We start from the raw sequence: 16,531 nt of genomic DNA on the forward strand, positions 1-16,531 counted from the left end.
GCTATGCTGACAAAAACAGCGTATAAACCAAAAACAACAGCGCAAAACCCGATAAGTACGCTAAGCCAACCCAGCTGAGCAGTTTAAGCCGCCAGTTTAGCACTATGGCGCCATCGCCACGCATCAGGCTGTAATTAAGCCAGGCAAACACTGGCGTGGTTAAAAACGCCAGCGTCATCGCAAAGGTTAGCATGGGTGCCAGCGCAGCTTTAAAAAACAAAATAAGCGCCATACCACAACCGGCTTGCGCTAATAGCCAAAAATTTAATGCTGCTTTGTGTTTAATCCAGCCCAGTTGCTCAAATGACGCGTGTAACGTTCTGGCATAACCATCCAACACCGTTATGGTGGTACCAAACATACATAAAAAAGCGATTAGGGCGACTAGCGGTTCAGACCAAGCGCCAATAGTACTGGCGTACATTTGCATCAGTTGCTGGGCAAACGCACTGCCAGCCAACGCTATGGGTTGTTCACTACCGTATTGCACTAAAGCACCCAAAGACAAAAACACCAACGCTAAGGCGGCGGTAAGCCAATAACCGAGATTAAAATCGAATAAGCCCTGAGCACGGGTTATGTGAGTATGTCGCTGTTTGGCTTTTAGCCATAATGAACTAATAGCCGATATTTCTATCGGCGCTGGCATCCAGCCCATCAACGCCACCAAAAAGCCCAAACCGGCCAGCGTCCAGGGCGAAGGGCCAACATAGTCAGCCGGTGCCTGCACGCCGTTTTGCCAGGCAATAACAACGGCGATAACCGTGGTGATTGTCAGCAAAACCATAATCAGTTTAGCGACATTATCCAATGCCTTGTAGTGCCCCAGCAGCAGAATAAGCAAACACGCTGCCAGTATTGACCAACACAACAACATCAGTGAAATATTGCCCGGTAAGGCATACTGCAACAAACTCGCCGTAAGCAGTAACACGCCTGCGGTATTGACTACCGCTGCAATGATATTCAGCACTAAAAAGCTGTAAAAATAGCCTCGCCCCTTACGCTGATACCCCATTAGCAGGCTTTCTTTGCGCGTGAGGGTATATTCAACACCAAAGCGGAAAAATGGATACTTCAGAATATTGACCAACAAAATTAGCCACGCCAGCTGCCAGCCAAACAGCGCGCCAGCCTGAGTTGACGCCACCAAATGCGAGCCACCAATAGCCGCTGTAGCCATCAGCACACCTGGGCCTAAAGCGTGTAAGCGGCCCCGCCAGCCGCGAGTATATTGTTGCATCGTTATTGTTCTGTATGATTATTTCTGTTTCCCAGCTTAGCCAAAGCCATCACTAATTACTATTAGTCGTGGCTTTTTTCTTCTACCGATTGGCAAGCACGGGGAATTCTTCCATACTGGCGATATTGCACCACATTACCGAGGTAAACATGAGCGAAGAGCTGCTCGATCAGGCAATGTTATTTGAAGTTATAGAAAACCAACTGGCCGATAGCTACCCTAAGCAAGTTACTGAAACCCTGCTACGACTTCGCATGACTGGCCATAGCCGCGACGAGGCAATTGAATTGATTGCCTGTGCCTTAGCGCCGGAGATGATTGACGTTATTGAGCATCAACAAAGTTTTAATTTGGAGCGTTATGCGAGTCATTTAGCCCAACTGCCAGAAACGCCCTGGCTGGGTGATGAGGCATGACCACGCCTGAAGTGCAGCATCAAACGGCACAGCAGCGTTTTGTGCTGCAACTGGATAGTGCCGAAGCCCTACTGGACTATACACTACACGGTAACAACATTGATTTTCATCATACCTTTGTGCCACCGGCCTTTCGCGGTAAAGGCCTGGCAGAACAGCTGGTACGCCATGGTTTAAATTGGGCCAAGACACAGCAGTACCAGATACACGCCAGCTGCTGGTACGTACAAAAGTTTCTGCGCTAAGCCGGATAATTATATGGTCATATCCTGCGGCCACGGATCAGACGAACGGCGACCACTACCAGAGCAAGCACCAGCAGTAGATGAATAAAGCCACCCATGGTGTACGACGACACCAGACCCAGCGCCCACAAAATAATCAGCAGTACAATGATGGTTTCTAACATAAAGTTCTACCTGTTAACGGCATATGAAGCTTAACTATGCAGTGCGGCGTTAACGTTGTATGTGCGCTGCACAACACAACAGCAGCAAAACCGCTTCACAACACAAATAATGTTGAACGTGCGATGGCGCACAGAGCTACTGCGATTATGCCGATATGCTTACTGTTTTTTACCAATGAGCATCCGCTAATGACAACCCGAAATATATATGCGTTATTCTTTCTCAGTTTGTTCAGCCTGACACTGCTAGGCTGTGGTGCCACCAGTACCCGCGAAGGCACTGGCGAATATATCGACGACACGGTAATCACTACCAAAGTTAAAGCGGCTATTTTAAATACCGCCTCGCTCAAAGTAAGTGAAATTAATGTCGAAACCTTTAAAGGCGTGGTGCAGTTAAGTGGCTTCGTTAATTCAGCAGAAGACATTAATACCGCGGTGCGCGTCGCTGGTGATGTTGCAGGGGTAACGGCAGTAAAAAATGCCATGCGGGTTAAATAATATCTGTTTCTGTTTTATGTGCGCTAACGCACAGAGTTAACAGTTTGTTCAACTATACTTTTACGCATGAGCCACACTAACAAGGAAAGGTTATGCTACAAACAGCATTAAAGCATCACGCTGCTGTAAAACACAAGCCAACGGACAATCAATTGCTTAACGCTCTATCTGTTGAAGTTCAACAACGCTTATTGCCGCATTTGGAATTAGTTCCCATGCCGCTGGGCAAGGTATTGTATGAATCGGGTGATGTATTGCGCTATGAGTATTTTCCTACCGACTGCATCGTATCCTTGCTGTATGTGATGGAAAACGGTTCCTCGGCAGAAATTTCAGTGGTCGGCTATGACGGCTTAATTGGCGTAGCCTTGTTTATGGGCGGCGAAAGTACTACCAGCCGCGCACTGGTGCAAAGCGCAGGTTTTGCTTATCGCTTGTTGGGCCAGCGTATGAAAGACGAGTTTAATCGTCACGGTGAACTGCTGCATTTAATGTTGCGTTACTCGCAGGCATTAATTACCCAGATGGCACAGACGGCAGTATGTAACCGCCATCACAGTATTGAGCAGCAACTGTGCCGCTGGTTATTGCTGTCATTAGACAGGTTAAAAGGCAACCATCTGGTGATGACACAAGAGCTGATCGCGAACATGCTTGGTGTGCGCCGCGAAGGCGTTACCGAAGCGGCAGGTCGCCTGCATAAGCAAGGCGTAATTGACTACAGTCGTGGCCATATTACCGTTACCAACCGGGAAAAACTGGAAGCGCTTAGCTGCGAATGCTATGCCGTTGTAAAAGCCGAAACAGACCGCCTGCTACCGGCCTGCAATAACAAACCCGCCCCGCCCAAAGCGCCAGTAACCAATTAGCACTGGCAGGTTTTCTTTAAGTATTTTGCCCTCGCGTTAACTATGTACGACAACGCACCGACAGCGCATTAAGCCAGCGCTAAGCTACTTTGCCTCTCTCAACGCAATTCGCTACAGGTTATTATGCCTTTATTTATTCGAACCGTCAGCCTAACGGTGTGGAGGTCTGTCTGCACAGTATTTGGTTATCCGTTCTTCGTGCTGCGCACACACAACATGCTGTGGTTTTCTGCCGAACTGTGGCAGCAAACCACACCGATACGTGCCGAGCTATTTAGCGTTGAGCGCCTGGAGCAGCACGCCCACAGTTTGGCTGCAGCACAGCCCGTTGACAGCAACAAGGGTGTTTTACCACAGCTACGCCAATACTGCCGCCCGGCATTACAACAACGGCTTACCGCGAACGCCAATATTCTGCTAGCGGCATATCATGTTAGTGCGGCTGAACTGCAAAAAGGTCATAGTATTGTGCCAGCGGCAGAATGGCTACTCGACAACTACCATATTGTTGAGCAACAAATCCGTGAAATTCGTGACGATCTACCGCCGGGGTATTACCGGCAACTGCCCAAACTGGCCAACGGCCCTTTTCGCGGCTACCCACGGGTATTAGGTATTGCCTGGGCATTTATTGCTCATACCGACAGCCATTTTGACCCGGCTGTTTTGAAACGCTTTTTAACGGCTTATCAGCAAGTACAAGCGCTAAGCATTGGTGAACTTTGGGCCATAGCCATTACGCTGCGCATTGTATTAATTGAAAACCTACGCCGATTAACCGATCAAATTAGCCTTGGTCTGCAACAACGCGCTGCGGCCGACGCCCTCGCTGATGCCTTAATTGCCGGTGTACAGTGGCAAGACGAAGTTAAAAAATACGACATCCCGCTCAACGACAACTTTGCCGCCCAACTGGCCAAGCGGTTGCGAGATCAAGATCCCAGTGTCACCCCGGCTTTGCATTGGCTTAGCCAACAACTCAGCCAGCGCGAAGACAGTATCGATGATGTGGTATTTCGCGCCCAGCAACGACTCGGGGCGTCCAATGTCAGCGTGCGAAATGTTATTACCAGCATGCGCCGTATCTCCGCTATCGACTGGGCTGACTTGTTTGAAAGCGTAAGTCTGGTGGATCAACAACTGGTTGCGGGCAGTCGCTTTGCAGAAATGGACTTTGCCAGCCGTAATCTGTATCGCAACGCCATCGAACAACTGGCTCGTAGTGCAAAATGCACAGAACAACAGGTTACCGCCACCGTGTTGCACAATGCCAGCATTGCCGCCATACACTGCGAAGACCCGGTGCAGCAAGCACGGCAAGCAGACTGCGGCTACTATTTACTTGGCAACGGCAAAGCCGCATTAGCACGCCAGTTAAACATTAAACGCAACATTAAATTTTGGTTACGCTTCGCCATTGCCAAAGGCGGTGTGGCAGCATATTTGTCAGTGTTTTCGCTGCTTAGCATCCTATTGTTACTGTTCGTTGGTGAGTTACTCGGCACAACGGGCCTGCAATGGTTTTGGCTCGTGCTGGTTGCGGCCATTCCACTTAGTGAATTGGCCAGCGCCTTACTGCAAAATATCACCAGCCGCTACAGCAGTGCTAAACTACTACCGGCACTGGAGCTGTCAGAGGGCATACCGTCAGCACTGCGTACGCTGCTTGTGGTACCCACATTAATTACCAGCAGCGCAGATTTGCGCCAACAGCTACAACGCTTAGAAGAACATTATCTGGCAGCTGGCCTTGGCGATATCAGCTTTGCGCTGCTAACAGATTTTACTGACGCGCCAACGCAACACCTGTCAACCGACCATGCCCTGCTGCAACAAGCAATAACGGGTATGGTCACGTTAAACCAGCGTTATGGCATAGGCCTTGCCGGGCCGCGGTTTCTATTACTGCACCGCACACGTGAATATAACCCCAGTGAACACACCTGGATGGGCCACGAGCGTAAACGCGGCAAGTTGGTCGCCTTAAACCTACTATTGCGAGGTACTGGCGAAAACCTGTTTTGTGGCAGCAGCGCAGAATATCCACAGCTGTCTAACCTGGTGCCGGCAGATGTGCGTTACGTCATTACACTGGATGCCGATACCCGCTTGCCGCGAAATGCGGCCATTAAACTGGTGGGTAAAATGGCACACCCGCTGAATCAGCCACAGTTTTGTCCCCTGCAGCAACGGGTAATTGCTGGCTACGGTGTGTTACAGCCTAGGGTAACTCCAGCGCTGGCATTAACCGGCCAGAGCTCGCGTTATTTGCGCTTAAGTTCTAGCCCAGCGGGCATTGACCCCTACGCCAGCGCGGTATCAGATTTATATCAGGATTTATTTACTGAAGGCTCTTTTACCGGCAAAGGCATTTATGACGTCGATGCCTTTAGTGCCGCCCTGCACCGCCGCGTACCCGACAACAGCATGTTAAGCCATGACCTGTTTGAAGGCATATTTGCCCGGGCCGGTTTGGTGTCAGATGTCGAAGTAGTGGAAGACTTCCCCACCCGCTATGATGTCGCGGTAAAACGGCAACATCGCTGGACCCGCGGCGATTGGCAATTACTGCCCTGGTTGTGCCGGGCTATATTTGCTTCAACGTCGAGCATAAAAGCCCATATCCCGCTTCTGGGACGTTGGAAAATGCTCGATAACCTGCGCCGCTCATTATTGAGCCCCGCCGGCTTTGTTGCGCTGCTGCTGGTACTTTTACTGCCAATGCCGGTCTCGATTAACGCCACGTTAGTGGTGTTGGCTATACTGCTACTGCCTACCATACTTACCCGCCGCTTTACGCTATTACCCCGCCATAGCATCCTGCAAAATGGTGGCGCAATTCAGCTTCGCAGCCTGTATGGCAATCTACTAACCGACTTAGCTCAAACGCTGACGCAAAGCATGCTAAATATTGTGTTACTTGCCGATCAAGCCTGGCGAATGAGCCATGCCGTTGGCATTACGCTGTGGCGGTTGCAATTTAGCCGTAAACATCTGCTGCAATGGGTTACCGCCGCGCAAAACGGCGCTCAGCAACGGCTTACGCTGGCTGGCTACTATCGCCAAATGACGCCGGGAGTGTTATTGGCCTGGTTAAGTGGCGGTATGGTGGTGTGGTGGGCGCCACATAATGTTGTGTTGTTGATGCCATTTCTAACGCTGTGGAGCCTTGCTCCCGCGCTGATGTATTGGCTTAGCCTGCCAACAAACCAGCAGAAAACGCTACCGCTGTCAGTCGATGAGGCGAATAACCTGCGTTTAGTAGCACGTCGTACCTGGCGATTTTTCGAACGCTTCGTCACTGCTGAAGATAATTGGTTACCACCAGATAATTTCCAACAACTCCCCGAGCCCGTTATTGCTCACCGTACTTCACCAACTAATATTGGCATGTACTTGCTGTCGATAATTACCGCGCGTGATTTTGGCTGGCTTGGCACCACCGCCAGCGTAGAAAAACTGGAACACACCTTTGCTACCTTGCAGCAGCTAAGTTTGTTTAAGGGACACTTTTTTAACTGGTATGACACCCAGAGCCTGCAACCGTTAGCCCCGGCCTATATTTCTTCGGTCGACAGCGGCAATTTAGCCGGGCATCTGTTGGCGCTGGCGAATAGTTTGGAAGACTTGCAGCAAGATTTATCAGCACCGCTGGCGCTGCAAGGACTATCGGATACCCTGGCATTAGCCCAACTTAGTCTGCAAGATGGTGATCACGAAGTAGCGTATTACTCCCCGTTACACCGTACATTGCAGCAGCTAGCACACTTACTCTCTACGCCCGTTAACCTTGCCGCGCGACATAATACCGTATTGGCGCTAGCCAGCAGCGCGCTATCGTTATACTCCGAGCATGCCACAGATGTTCATACAGAGGATGCCAGCAGCAATACTAACCATAACCTGCAGTTTTATTTGCAAGCTTTCGTGCAGACACTTAATCAGCATCATCAGGATTATCAGGCTTATGAAGGTGAGCAGCGCCGCTTAAGACAGCGCTTAGCGGCGTTGGCAACACAAAGCCGTGACATGGCAATGCAAATGAACTTTGCCTTTTTGGTAAATACCGAGCGCAATTTGCTCTCGATTGGTTATGCGGTCCCCGATAATCAACTCGACAGTAGCTGCTATGATTTACTTGCCTCCGAGGCACGCCTCGCTAGCTTATTTGCCATTGCAAAGGGCGATATCGACAGTAAACATTGGTTCCGGCTCGGTCGAAGCGCTACGCCACTGGGTGCAGGCGCAGCGCTGTTATCCTGGTCTGGTTCTATGTTTGAATACCTTATGCCCTCACTGGTAATGCGTGCTGCTGTGGGCAGTTTGCTGGAGCAAAGCAACCGGCTTATTGTGGCGCGGCAAATTAGCTATGCCAGGCAACACCATATCCCCTGGGGTATATCTGAATCTGCCTACAATGCCCGTGATTTGCACCTAACTTATCAGTATTCTAATTTTGGCGTGCCAGGCTTGGGGTTAAAGCGCGGGCTGGCGCAAAATCTGGTGATTGCCCCTTACGCCACTGCATTAGCCAGTATGGTGGATGCACCCGCTGCATGCGACAACTTTGCCAGGCTGGAAAAAATGGGCGCCCTTGCTGACTATGGTTTCTTTGAAGCTATTGATTATACCCCCACACGCTTACCTGATCTTGAAAAGCCGGTATTGGTGCAAAGTTTTATGGCACATCATCAAGGCATGACCTTAATTGCCATATTGAACACACTACAGCAGGGTGTGATGCGAAGCCGGTTCCATCGCGAACCCATGATCAGCGCCTGCGAACTGTTGCTGCAAGAGCGCGTACCACGCGACGTGTTGAACATTCACCCCAAAGCCGAGGCGGTAACCATTGCTGCAGGCATCAGCAGTGAGTCGCTCACCGAGCGCCGGTTAGACCCAACAGCCCCAGGCTCACCTCACACCCATCTGCTGAGCAATGGCAATTATAGCGTAATGCTAAGTGCGGCAGGCAGTGGCTACAGCCATTGGCGTGGCATTGCCATAACGCGCTGGCACGCCGACAGCAGCCTGGACAACTGCGGCAGCTACATTTTGTTGCGCCAGCGTAGTAACGCGCTGGCGTGGGCCGCCAGCCTACAGCCTTTTCCGACAAACAACGCCCCCGCCCAGCATAAACATGTGGCCACCTTTAGCGAAGACAGTGCTGAATTTAGCGTGCAACAGCCCAATATTAGCGCCAAGCTCACCGTTGTGGTGTCGTCCGAGTACAATGGTGAAGTACGCTGCATTAGCTTGTGTAATCACAGCCAACAAGAACAGCAGCTGGAACTTACCTCCTACGCCGAACTGGTGCTTAGCAGCGCCGCCAGCGACAACGCGCATCCGGCATTTTCTAAGTTATTTGTCCAAACGGAGTTTGTCAGCGAATATGGCGCTATTATTGCGACGCGTCGGCCAAGAACCGCCCAGGAACAGCCAATCTGGCTGGGGCATTTTGTCGTGCTTGAAGGCTCCAGCAGCGCCCCATTGCAATACGAAACAGACCGGGCAAAGTTTTATGGCAAGGGCACCAGCCTGCAACACGCAGATGCCATGCAACACAACCAACCATTAAGCAACAGTAGCGGTACGGTACTTGACCCCATTCTCAGTTTGCGCCCTTCGGTAACGCTGGCGCCTGGCAAACAACTGAAAGTCGCTTTTTGGACCTTGGTTGCCCGCTCTCGTGACGAACTGCTGCAACTGATCAGCCAACATAACGAATACAGTGCTTTTGAACGCGCTGCAACACTGGCCTGGACACTGGCACAGGTGCAATTGCGTCATCTGGGTATCACCGTGGCTGAAGCCGCACTGTTCCAGCGCCTAACTGCGCCATTGCTTTACCACGACAGTCATTTTCGGGCACCGCCTGCGGCTATAAGCCGTGGTGCAGGCCCACAGTCAGGCATCTGGCAACATGGCATATCGGGTGATTTGCCCATCGTATTACTGCACATTGACGATGCAGAAGACTTGGACACCGTGCGCCAGTTGTTGCGCGCACACGAGTATTGGCGCTTGAAACGGCTACCTATTGATCTGGTGATAATTAATGAGCGCGCTAATTCTTATATTCAAGATTTACAATCGGCGATAGAGGCGTTAGTACGCAGCAGCCAAAGTCGGCCAACAGCGATGCCGCTGGAAAATGCACCGCAGCTTGCCAATGGCAATGTCTATACATTACGCGGCGACTTAATGAACGTGAGCAGCAGAGCCTTACTGGCGTCCATCGCCCGGGTAGTATTGTATGCACGGCGTGGCACTTTACAGCGCCAACTGCAGCGCTTCGCTGCCGCACCAACCCTGCAGCCTGCCGCGCCGGTTAAAACACTACCAACGCCCGCCAATCCGCAGGGCAACATATATAGCCGTGCGACCGCTGACTACCTGAGTACAGATTTAGAGTTTTTTAATGGTTTAGGCGGCTTTGCCAGTAATGGCCGCGAATACGTTATCTTGCTGCATAATTACCAACGCACGCCTATGCCTTGGCTAAATGTGATTGCCAATGCCCAGTTTGGTTTTCAGGTGTCGGCTAGTGGCAGTGGTTATTGCTGGGCCGAAAGTAGCCGCGAAAACCAGTTAACGCCCTGGTCAAATGATCCGGTTATCGACCCCAGTGGTGAAGCCCTTTATGTGCAAGATGAAATAAGTGGCGAGCTGTTTACGGCTACCTGCTCGCCGATTAACGACGGTGGCCACTATAGTGCCTGCCATGGCTTTGGCTACAGCCGTTTTCAACATCAGGCCAGTGGGATCAGGCTTAGCTTGCTGCAATACGTCCCGCTGGACCATCCAATAAAGATTTCCCGTCTAACGTTACACAACACCGGCACAACACAGCGAAAACTGCAGGTTACTGCCTACGCGGAATGGGTGTTGGGCCGCGATCGCGCCGCCAGTACGCCGTACTTAATTAGTGAGTTTGATCATGACAACAAGGTGTTGCTGGCACAAAACCCCTGGCAGACCGCGTTTGCCGGCAGAGTCGCCTTCGCCGCGCTGGGCAGTAGCACGCCACTGTCTGGCTGGACTGCCGATCGCGCCGAGTTTATTGGTCGTAACCAAAGCAATAGTCGGCCACAAGCACTGATTCAGCAACTCGCACTTAACGGTAGCAGTGGTGCCGCGCTGGACCCCTGCGCGGTATTGCAGCACAGCGTTAACCTGGCACCCGGCGAACAAATAGAACTGGTGTTTTTTCTTGGCCAAACGGCCGACAAAGCCAGCGCTCTGGCGCTGGTACAGCATTATAGACAAGCAGATTTAACCGCCGTATTGACACAAGTGCACCAACACTGGCAACAATTACTGCAGGCAGTACAGGTTAAAACGCCCGATCGCGCCATGGATATTATGCTTAACGGCTGGTTATTGTATCAAACCATTGCCTGTCGCATTTATGCCCGCGCCGCATTCTATCAAGCCAGTGGCGCCTATGGCTTTCGCGACCAACTGCAAGATACGATGGCCCTAAGCTTTTGCGCACCAGAACTTACCCGGGCGCACTTATTGCGCGCGGCACAACGTCAATTCGCTGAGGGTGACGTACAGCACTGGTGGCTACCTCATAGCGGCCAAGGCGTACGCAGCCGTATTTCTGATGACAGAGTCTGGTTAGCTTTTGCCTGTGCCCGCTATATTGCTACCTCAGGTGATATCGACGTGTTAGATAACAAGATCCCGTTTTTGCAAGGCCCACCGCTGGGGCCACACCAGCATGATGCCTTTTTTCAACCCATGCCAACCGACGCCACCGCGCCACTGTTTGAGCATTGTGCCCGCGGCCTTGATCAAGCCATTGTCCTTAGCAGCAATCGCGGTTTACCGCTTATCGGCAGTGGTGACTGGAACGACGGTATGGACCAGGTGGGCAACGAGGGTAAAGGCGAAAGCATTTGGCTGGGCTGGCTGCTGCATTGCACATTACGCCAGTTTATGCCGCTAGCCACGGCGCGCAACGACCCGCGCGCGGTTGTATGGCAAGACCACAGCACCAAATTGCTCAATGCGCTGGAACAGTATGGTTGGGATGATAACTGGTATAAACGTGCTACTTTTGACGACGGGAGCTGGCTGGGCAGCCAGCATAGCGAAGAGTGTAAGATAGATTCGATTGCACAATCCTGGGCCGTGCTATCAGAGGCAGCAGAACCCGCACGCGCACAACAAGCTATGGCGGCTGTAGAACAACAGCTGGTAAAACAGCAGCAACAGTTATTATTGCTGTTTACCCCGCCATTTGACCAAACTTCACGCAACCCTGGCTACATTAAAGGTTACCCACCAGGATTAAGAGAAAACGGCGGCCAGTACAGCCATGCGGCTATGTGGGTTGTCATGGCGTTTGCCAAACTGGGGCAAGCTGCTACCGCCCATCAACTGTTTAGCATGTTAAATCCGCTAAATCATGCGCTTACACCAGCAGACGTTAACCGCTATCAAGTTGAACCCTATGTTGTCGCGGCGGATATCTATTCAGTGGCACCGCATATTGGCCGTGGTGGCTGGAGCTGGTACACCGGTGCTGCAGGCTGGATGTATCGTACCGGCATTGAAAGCCTGCTTGGCTTAACCCGTCATGGCAACCATATTCGCCTGGCACCTTGTTTACCCGCAGATTGGCCTGGTTTTAGCGCTACCGTTAATATTGGCAGCAGCCGTTATACAATACATATTAGCCAGCAGAGTACGCTTACTTCTACACAAGCGGTATTAACACTGGATGACAATGTGGTTGAAGCCGGTTCAGCAATATTTGTTAGCACAACCTGCATTATATTGGCGCTGGATAACAACAGCCACACGCTAAGCTGGCGCATGCAAGTTAGCAATTAATGCGTGCCGTAGCGCACAGAGCGCCAGTATGGCGGGGCGTATAATCAGCTTTCAAGGCGGCACAGCACCTGTCTTGTGCCAATTTGGCAACGCCCGTGCTAAAGGCCTCCGCCATGTCGGCATTACCCTATGCGCCGATCACTAATCATTTGGTTAATTTGCTCTCAGAGCAAGAACGAATATTGCTATTGCAACATTGTGAAGTTGTCGAGTTGGAATTTGGTAGTGTGTTGTGCGAAAGCCAGCAGCACTACCGCTACTTATATTTCCCGCTTAGTGGCTTTATTTCACTGGTCACTAAAGTGACCGGGCATAAGCCATTAGAGATGGGGTTAATTGGTAATGAAGGTATGCTGGGCGTTACGCTGGCACTGGGGATTACTACAGCGCCTATGCAGGCGATAGTGCAAGGCGCTGGCACTGCCTGGCGTATTAACCTTGCCACCTTGCAGCAATTGCTGTTGCAGTGTCCACAATTACAGCATTTATTACAGCAGTACTTATTTGTACTGTTGTCGCAATTATCACAAAATGCTGCCTGTGCGCATTTTCATGAGCTGGATTCACGCCTGGCACGCTGGTTATTAATGAGCTATGACCGGGCACATAGCCACAGTTTTCACCTAACACACCAGTTTTTGGCCGATATGCTTGGCGTGCGACGCAGTGGTGTAACCGTTGCCGCCGGCATTATGCAGCAGCAACAACTGATTAGTTACAGTAGAGGGATGATAAGTATTTTAAACCGTGATGCGCTGCAGCATGCGGCATGCGAATGTTATCAGGCAGGGCAAGATGACTACCGGCGACTACTCGGCGAACCCACCGCAGATAACATGCAACGGCGGTCAGCTAAGCAAGGAACGCCATAGCTCGCGAATGCTGTGCTGAAATACACTTTGCCACAACACTGAAGTATACGGGGTATGCCCAGTGCTATGCTGAGCAATATCTGCCTCGCTGCCATCATGTTTACGCAGCCATAAGCCGATAAAGGCCCCGCTTACCGTTGCCAGTACCAGCACCGTTGGTGACGTTAGCCTGGCGCGCAGTGCCGCATTTACCAAAGCGGTTTGTGCCATCAACTGCTCACGCTGCTGGGGTAATTGCTGTTGTAACTGGTCGATACGAAGATTGAGATTGGACATACTATTCACCTGCTGTTGCAACAGCAGACTTCAGGCTTTGCATTGTTGCCGGAAAGCGCAATAAGCGGCTGTAATAACGACAGCGGCGCAGCACTACCCATAGCCCTAGCAACAAGGCTACCATCACCACTCCCAGTGCCTGAGATGCTGAAAAACCACAATACAGTGCGAATAAATGAACTTGTACCAATACCGCAAACCACAGGCTCAGCGCCAGCAAGCCTGCCAGTAGGCCAAACACCAATAACGCCACCATACTAATGGCTACCCGTTCGCCCTCAAGGGTAAACAGTTGCAATTGATTGTATGCCAACACTCTGGCCTGCTTCCACCATTCAACGGCGGCAGCACTGATATCAGTTGATGCAGAAACACCCGCCGAAGCGGGTGCCTTTGTTGTATCAGCCGGCATTACTGCTACCCGAGCGACGGCTAAGCCATAAACTGAACAAGGCGCCGCCTGCCAGTGCAATGCCCAACGACATCAACGGGTGACTACGTACCTGTGCACGCGTCCCCTCAGTGAGTTGATGCTGCAACTGGTGTAGTTGCGTACTTTTTGTCGCCAACGCATCGGCGGCATGAGTTGCACCATTTGCTATTTTATCCACCGTATTGTGTGCCCTGGTGGTCATCTGTTTGATGGCCGGTGACGCCGCATCAGCAGCGCTGTCAATCGCCCGGTGCATACTGCCTGATGCGGAATCGACACCACGACTAAAGGTGTTGTGGGTGTTGTTGGTACTGTTTGTATCTAGTGGCTTATCCATAAAAACTCCGCTCTGGTGCAACAACGGCAACATTGTCGCTGTCAAGACACCAGTATGCGCTGATGTAAACGCCGGCTCAGTGCGCCAGCGCGCTTAGCGGACACATTTTGTTTACTCATCAAGGTTGGCAATAACCACTTCTACCCTGCGGTTTTGCTGACGGCCATCCGCTAAAAGATTACTGACCAGCGGGCTGGTTTCGCCTTTACCAGCAACGCTCAACCGGCTACTTGCAATGCCTTGTGCCATCAAAAAGGTTTTAACGCTATCAGCACGGCGCTGTGATAACAGTATATTCGCCGCCTCAGAGCCGACATTGTCGGTATGACCTTCTATTTGCGCGGTACGCAACGGATAAGCATTTAAAAACAATGCTAATTTATCAAGATGAATGCTACTGCTGTTTTTCAAACTAGCCTGGCCGGTGTCAAACAACACATCCCCTAAGGTCACAACTAATCCGCGATCTGTAGGTCGTGCATTCAGTTCGGCTATTTTTTCCTTTAACGCGGTTGCCGTTTCGGCCTCACGCGCTTTAGTGGCTTCAGCTCTGGCATTACTGGCCTGCGTGCGGGAAAACTCGGCGTCACTGCGTGCATCATTAGCATCAGCTCGCGCATTGGCGGCCTCACGCGTCCGTGCATCTAGCCTTACCGCATCACGTTGCTGGCTTAATCCACTTCGCTCTAACTCCAACTGCCGGGTTTGCGCCTCTGTGCTGGCCATCGTCACTTTTCGCTCTGCCATAATGACTCTATGGTTGGCCAGCAGGGTATTTTTTTCTGGCTTTTCTGCTGCAATAACAGCAAGTTCCGCGTCTTTTATCGCCAATGGTGCCAACACCGCCAGTTGCCTATTGCTTTGCAACGTAGTCAGTTGTTGGCGAACATTTGCTGCCCCCTCGGGCCTGCTGGGTGCGGTTGCGCAGCCCGCCAGAAACAGGCTAACGACACTTAAGCTCAACACGGTTTTAGCATAATGTTTAATGGCGTTCATAGGGTGCCTCCGGATAGGTTTCGCTGAGCTTCTTGCTGCACCGCATCAATGCTTTGCTGCATATCTTTATTAACTGCCTGGGCTTTAAGCAAGTCTGCCTGAGCTATGGCCAACTCAGCGCTAAGCTGGGCTTGCAGTGCAAGCCGCTGTGCCTGCGGCAGGTTGTCTGCCAGTACCGCATTGCGCGCCGCCGTCAACTCAGTACGCGCAGTATTTAACTCAGTACTGGTGTAACGAATAACCTGAGCGCGCTCAGCATTAGCAATAGCCTGCTCTGCCGACGCAATTTCTGCCAACGGCACCTTAGGTGAAGCAGAACAAGCCGCTAGCAATAAAGCCGCAAGCAAAAAACTGCTTTTGGCAGCGCTTCGGTATAACGGAAAGGAAATAAATGCAGAATTAATAGTGGATGTTTTCATCGGTGGCTCCTGATAAACCCCGGCTGCAGCAAAAGTGCACCCTGCGCTACTGTAGAGCAGGCCAACATCCTTGTCGGTGCGCTAGCGCGCATTGCAATATCAGCTGAGTTTTGAACTTTAACAGGCGCAGCCACCACCTTGTTGTTTCGCTCGGTACATTGCCGCGTCTGCATAGCTGATCAGTGTTTTTGCCGTGTCTGCATGTTCAGGGAATAACGCCACACCAATACTGGCCAGCACCGTAACATTGCCGTGCGCCAGCACATAGGGCTGCGCCAGCGCCTTGACTAACTTGTCGGTAAAAAGCCTGACGTCCTGGCTATTTTTAATATCATTTAGCAGCAGTAAAAACTCGTCGCCACCATGGCGACTCACCGCATCGCTATCACGAATGGCATCGGTTAAACGGCTACTCACCTGCTGCAGCACGCTATCGCCTGCATCATGGCCATACTGATCATTGATGGGTTTAAATTTATCTAAATCAATAAATAACAAAGCAAACTGGCTGTGCTGTCGCTTGGCTACGCTGATGGCATGTGTAATGCGATCCAACATAATGCCGCGGTTAAGTGTTTGGGTTAACACATCGCATTGGCTGTCGTGAGCCAGCTGTTGCAATTTTGTCTGCGTACACGCATTCATCGCCCCAGCCTGAAGCAATGCCACAGCTAACAACGCTTTATCCTGTTGCAACTGCTGTTGTTGCTGATACCAAATATTATGTTGCAGTAATACTTCGCAGCGCATGCGAATCATCTCTGCACTTAACGCTTCATAATTCAACTGCAATGTTACATGACGCAGCGCATGCAGGTTGGTATACTGAGGTTCATTCATAATATCCTCTGGCATTTTACTGTTAAGCCACAAACATCAAGTTAAATTGTTGTAACCAAAAATAACGCGAACC

The 16,531-nt window shown here is 51.2% G+C and carries 14 protein-coding genes; 6 read left to right on the forward strand and 8 right to left on the reverse strand.

Features of this window, described 5'->3' with window-relative positions; translation table 11 throughout:
• Position 1: 1 nt before the first annotated feature.
• Entirely contained in the window at positions 2-1,243 is a 1,242-nt protein-coding gene (locus H595_RS0111945; RefSeq protein WP_027671430.1) for an NRAMP family divalent metal transporter, read from the reverse strand.
• Positions 1,244-1,392: 149 nt separating this feature from the next.
• On the opposite strand from H595_RS0111945, the gene H595_RS0111950 reads away from it, so the two are divergent.
• Positions 1,393-1,659 carry a hypothetical protein gene (locus H595_RS0111950; protein WP_027671431.1) on the forward strand — a complete coding sequence of 89 codons (267 nt, stop codon included), beginning with the start codon at positions 1,393-1,395 and terminating at the stop codon, positions 1,657-1,659.
• Positions 1,656-1,904, forward strand: coding sequence for a GNAT family N-acetyltransferase (locus H595_RS0111955; protein ID WP_027671432.1), 249 nt, complete (start codon positions 1,656-1,658; stop codon positions 1,902-1,904). The genes H595_RS0111950 and H595_RS0111955 overlap by 4 nt, the downstream gene beginning before the upstream one ends.
• A gap of 17 nt (positions 1,905-1,921) precedes the next feature.
• On the opposite strand, the gene H595_RS24125 is transcribed toward H595_RS0111955, so the two are convergent.
• Positions 1,922-2,068 carry a lmo0937 family membrane protein gene (locus tag H595_RS24125; RefSeq protein ID WP_156885976.1) on the reverse strand — a complete coding sequence of 49 codons (147 nt, stop codon included), beginning with the start codon at positions 2,066-2,068 and terminating at the stop codon, positions 1,922-1,924.
• 189 nt (positions 2,069-2,257) lie between these two features.
• Here H595_RS24125 and H595_RS0111965 point away from each other — a divergent pair, with 189 nt between their 5' ends.
• The 4 genes from H595_RS0111965 (at position 2,258) to H595_RS0111985 (ending at position 13,157) form a co-directional block, all read left to right on the forward strand.
• Complete coding sequence (locus tag H595_RS0111965; protein ID WP_027671433.1) at positions 2,258-2,569, forward strand: BON domain-containing protein; 312 nt, start codon at positions 2,258-2,260, stop codon at positions 2,567-2,569.
• A 92-nt stretch (positions 2,570-2,661) separates the two neighbouring features.
• Positions 2,662-3,438: a Crp/Fnr family transcriptional regulator gene (locus H595_RS22225; protein ID WP_051219862.1), complete on the forward strand. Its 777-nt coding sequence runs from the start codon at positions 2,662-2,664 to the stop codon at positions 3,436-3,438.
• A gap of 123 nt (positions 3,439-3,561) precedes the next feature.
• Positions 3,562-12,285, forward strand: coding sequence for a glycoside hydrolase family 94 protein (locus H595_RS22230; RefSeq protein WP_240474881.1), 8,724 nt, complete (start codon positions 3,562-3,564; stop codon positions 12,283-12,285).
• 113 nt (positions 12,286-12,398) lie between these two features.
• Positions 12,399-13,157, forward strand: coding sequence for a Crp/Fnr family transcriptional regulator (locus tag H595_RS0111985; protein ID WP_027671434.1), 759 nt, complete (start codon positions 12,399-12,401; stop codon positions 13,155-13,157).
• Here H595_RS0111985 and H595_RS0111990 read toward each other — a convergent pair.
• The 6 genes from H595_RS0111990 to H595_RS22235 all read right to left on the reverse strand — a co-directional run bounded on the left by H595_RS0111990 (position 13,134) and on the right by H595_RS22235 (position 16,458).
• Positions 13,134-13,433: a hypothetical protein gene (locus tag H595_RS0111990; RefSeq protein WP_027671435.1), complete on the reverse strand. Its 300-nt coding sequence runs from the start codon at positions 13,431-13,433 to the stop codon at positions 13,134-13,136. The genes H595_RS0111985 and H595_RS0111990 overlap by 24 nt on opposite strands.
• A gap of 1 nt (position 13,434) precedes the next feature.
• Complete coding sequence (locus H595_RS0111995; RefSeq protein WP_027671436.1) at positions 13,435-13,845, reverse strand: hypothetical protein; 411 nt, start codon at positions 13,843-13,845, stop codon at positions 13,435-13,437.
• Positions 13,835-14,203, reverse strand: a complete 369-nt coding sequence (locus H595_RS24400; protein WP_205623213.1) for a hypothetical protein — start codon at positions 14,201-14,203, stop codon at positions 13,835-13,837. Before H595_RS24400 ends, H595_RS0111995 begins: the two co-directional genes overlap by 11 nt.
• A 111-nt stretch (positions 14,204-14,314) precedes the next feature.
• Positions 14,315-15,199 (reverse strand): OmpA family protein, encoded by an 885-nt coding sequence (locus tag H595_RS0112005; RefSeq protein ID WP_027671438.1) that lies wholly within the window; start codon positions 15,197-15,199, stop codon positions 14,315-14,317.
• The gene (locus tag H595_RS0112010; RefSeq protein WP_027671439.1) at positions 15,196-15,618 is read right to left on the reverse strand and encodes a DUF4398 domain-containing protein; all 423 of its coding nucleotides are present in this window, start codon (positions 15,616-15,618) and stop codon (positions 15,196-15,198) included. Before H595_RS0112010 ends, H595_RS0112005 begins: the two co-directional genes overlap by 4 nt.
• Before the next feature lie 117 nt (positions 15,619-15,735).
• A complete protein-coding gene (locus H595_RS22235) occupies positions 15,736-16,458 on the reverse strand; it encodes a GGDEF domain-containing protein (protein WP_051219864.1) in 723 nt (240 codons plus the stop codon).
• Positions 16,459-16,531 lie beyond the last annotated feature (73 nt).

This window comes from Rheinheimera baltica DSM 14885 (assembly GCF_000425345.1).
Taxonomy (GTDB): Bacteria; Pseudomonadota; Gammaproteobacteria; order Enterobacterales; family Alteromonadaceae; genus Alishewanella; species Alishewanella baltica.

Excerpts from the sequence above, each read along its gene's own strand:
- H595_RS0111945 (WP_027671430.1), bottom strand. The coding sequence starts at position 1,243 with ATGCAACAATATACTCGCGGCTGGCGGGGCCGCTTACACGCTTTAGGC.
- H595_RS0111950 (WP_027671431.1), top strand. The coding sequence starts at position 1,393 with ATGAGCGAAGAGCTGCTCGATCAGGCAATGTTATTTGAAGTTATAGAA.
- H595_RS0111955 (WP_027671432.1), top strand. The coding sequence starts at position 1,656 with ATGACCACGCCTGAAGTGCAGCATCAAACGGCACAGCAGCGTTTTGTG.
- H595_RS24125 (WP_156885976.1), bottom strand. The coding sequence starts at position 2,068 with ATGTTAGAAACCATCATTGTACTGCTGATTATTTTGTGGGCGCTGGGT.
- H595_RS0111965 (WP_027671433.1), top strand. The coding sequence starts at position 2,258 with ATGACAACCCGAAATATATATGCGTTATTCTTTCTCAGTTTGTTCAGC.
- H595_RS22225 (WP_051219862.1), top strand. The coding sequence starts at position 2,662 with ATGCTACAAACAGCATTAAAGCATCACGCTGCTGTAAAACACAAGCCA.
- H595_RS22230 (WP_240474881.1), top strand. The coding sequence starts at position 3,562 with ATGCCTTTATTTATTCGAACCGTCAGCCTAACGGTGTGGAGGTCTGTC.
- H595_RS0111985 (WP_027671434.1), top strand. The coding sequence starts at position 12,399 with ATGTCGGCATTACCCTATGCGCCGATCACTAATCATTTGGTTAATTTG.
- H595_RS0111990 (WP_027671435.1), bottom strand. The coding sequence starts at position 13,433 with ATGTCCAATCTCAATCTTCGTATCGACCAGTTACAACAGCAATTACCC.
- H595_RS0111995 (WP_027671436.1), bottom strand. The coding sequence starts at position 13,845 with ATGCCGGCTGATACAACAAAGGCACCCGCTTCGGCGGGTGTTTCTGCA.
- H595_RS24400 (WP_205623213.1), bottom strand. The coding sequence starts at position 14,203 with ATGGATAAGCCACTAGATACAAACAGTACCAACAACACCCACAACACC.
- H595_RS0112005 (WP_027671438.1), bottom strand. The coding sequence starts at position 15,199 with ATGAACGCCATTAAACATTATGCTAAAACCGTGTTGAGCTTAAGTGTC.
- H595_RS0112010 (WP_027671439.1), bottom strand. The coding sequence starts at position 15,618 with ATGAAAACATCCACTATTAATTCTGCATTTATTTCCTTTCCGTTATAC.
- H595_RS22235 (WP_051219864.1), bottom strand. The coding sequence starts at position 16,458 with ATGAATGAACCTCAGTATACCAACCTGCATGCGCTGCGTCATGTAACA.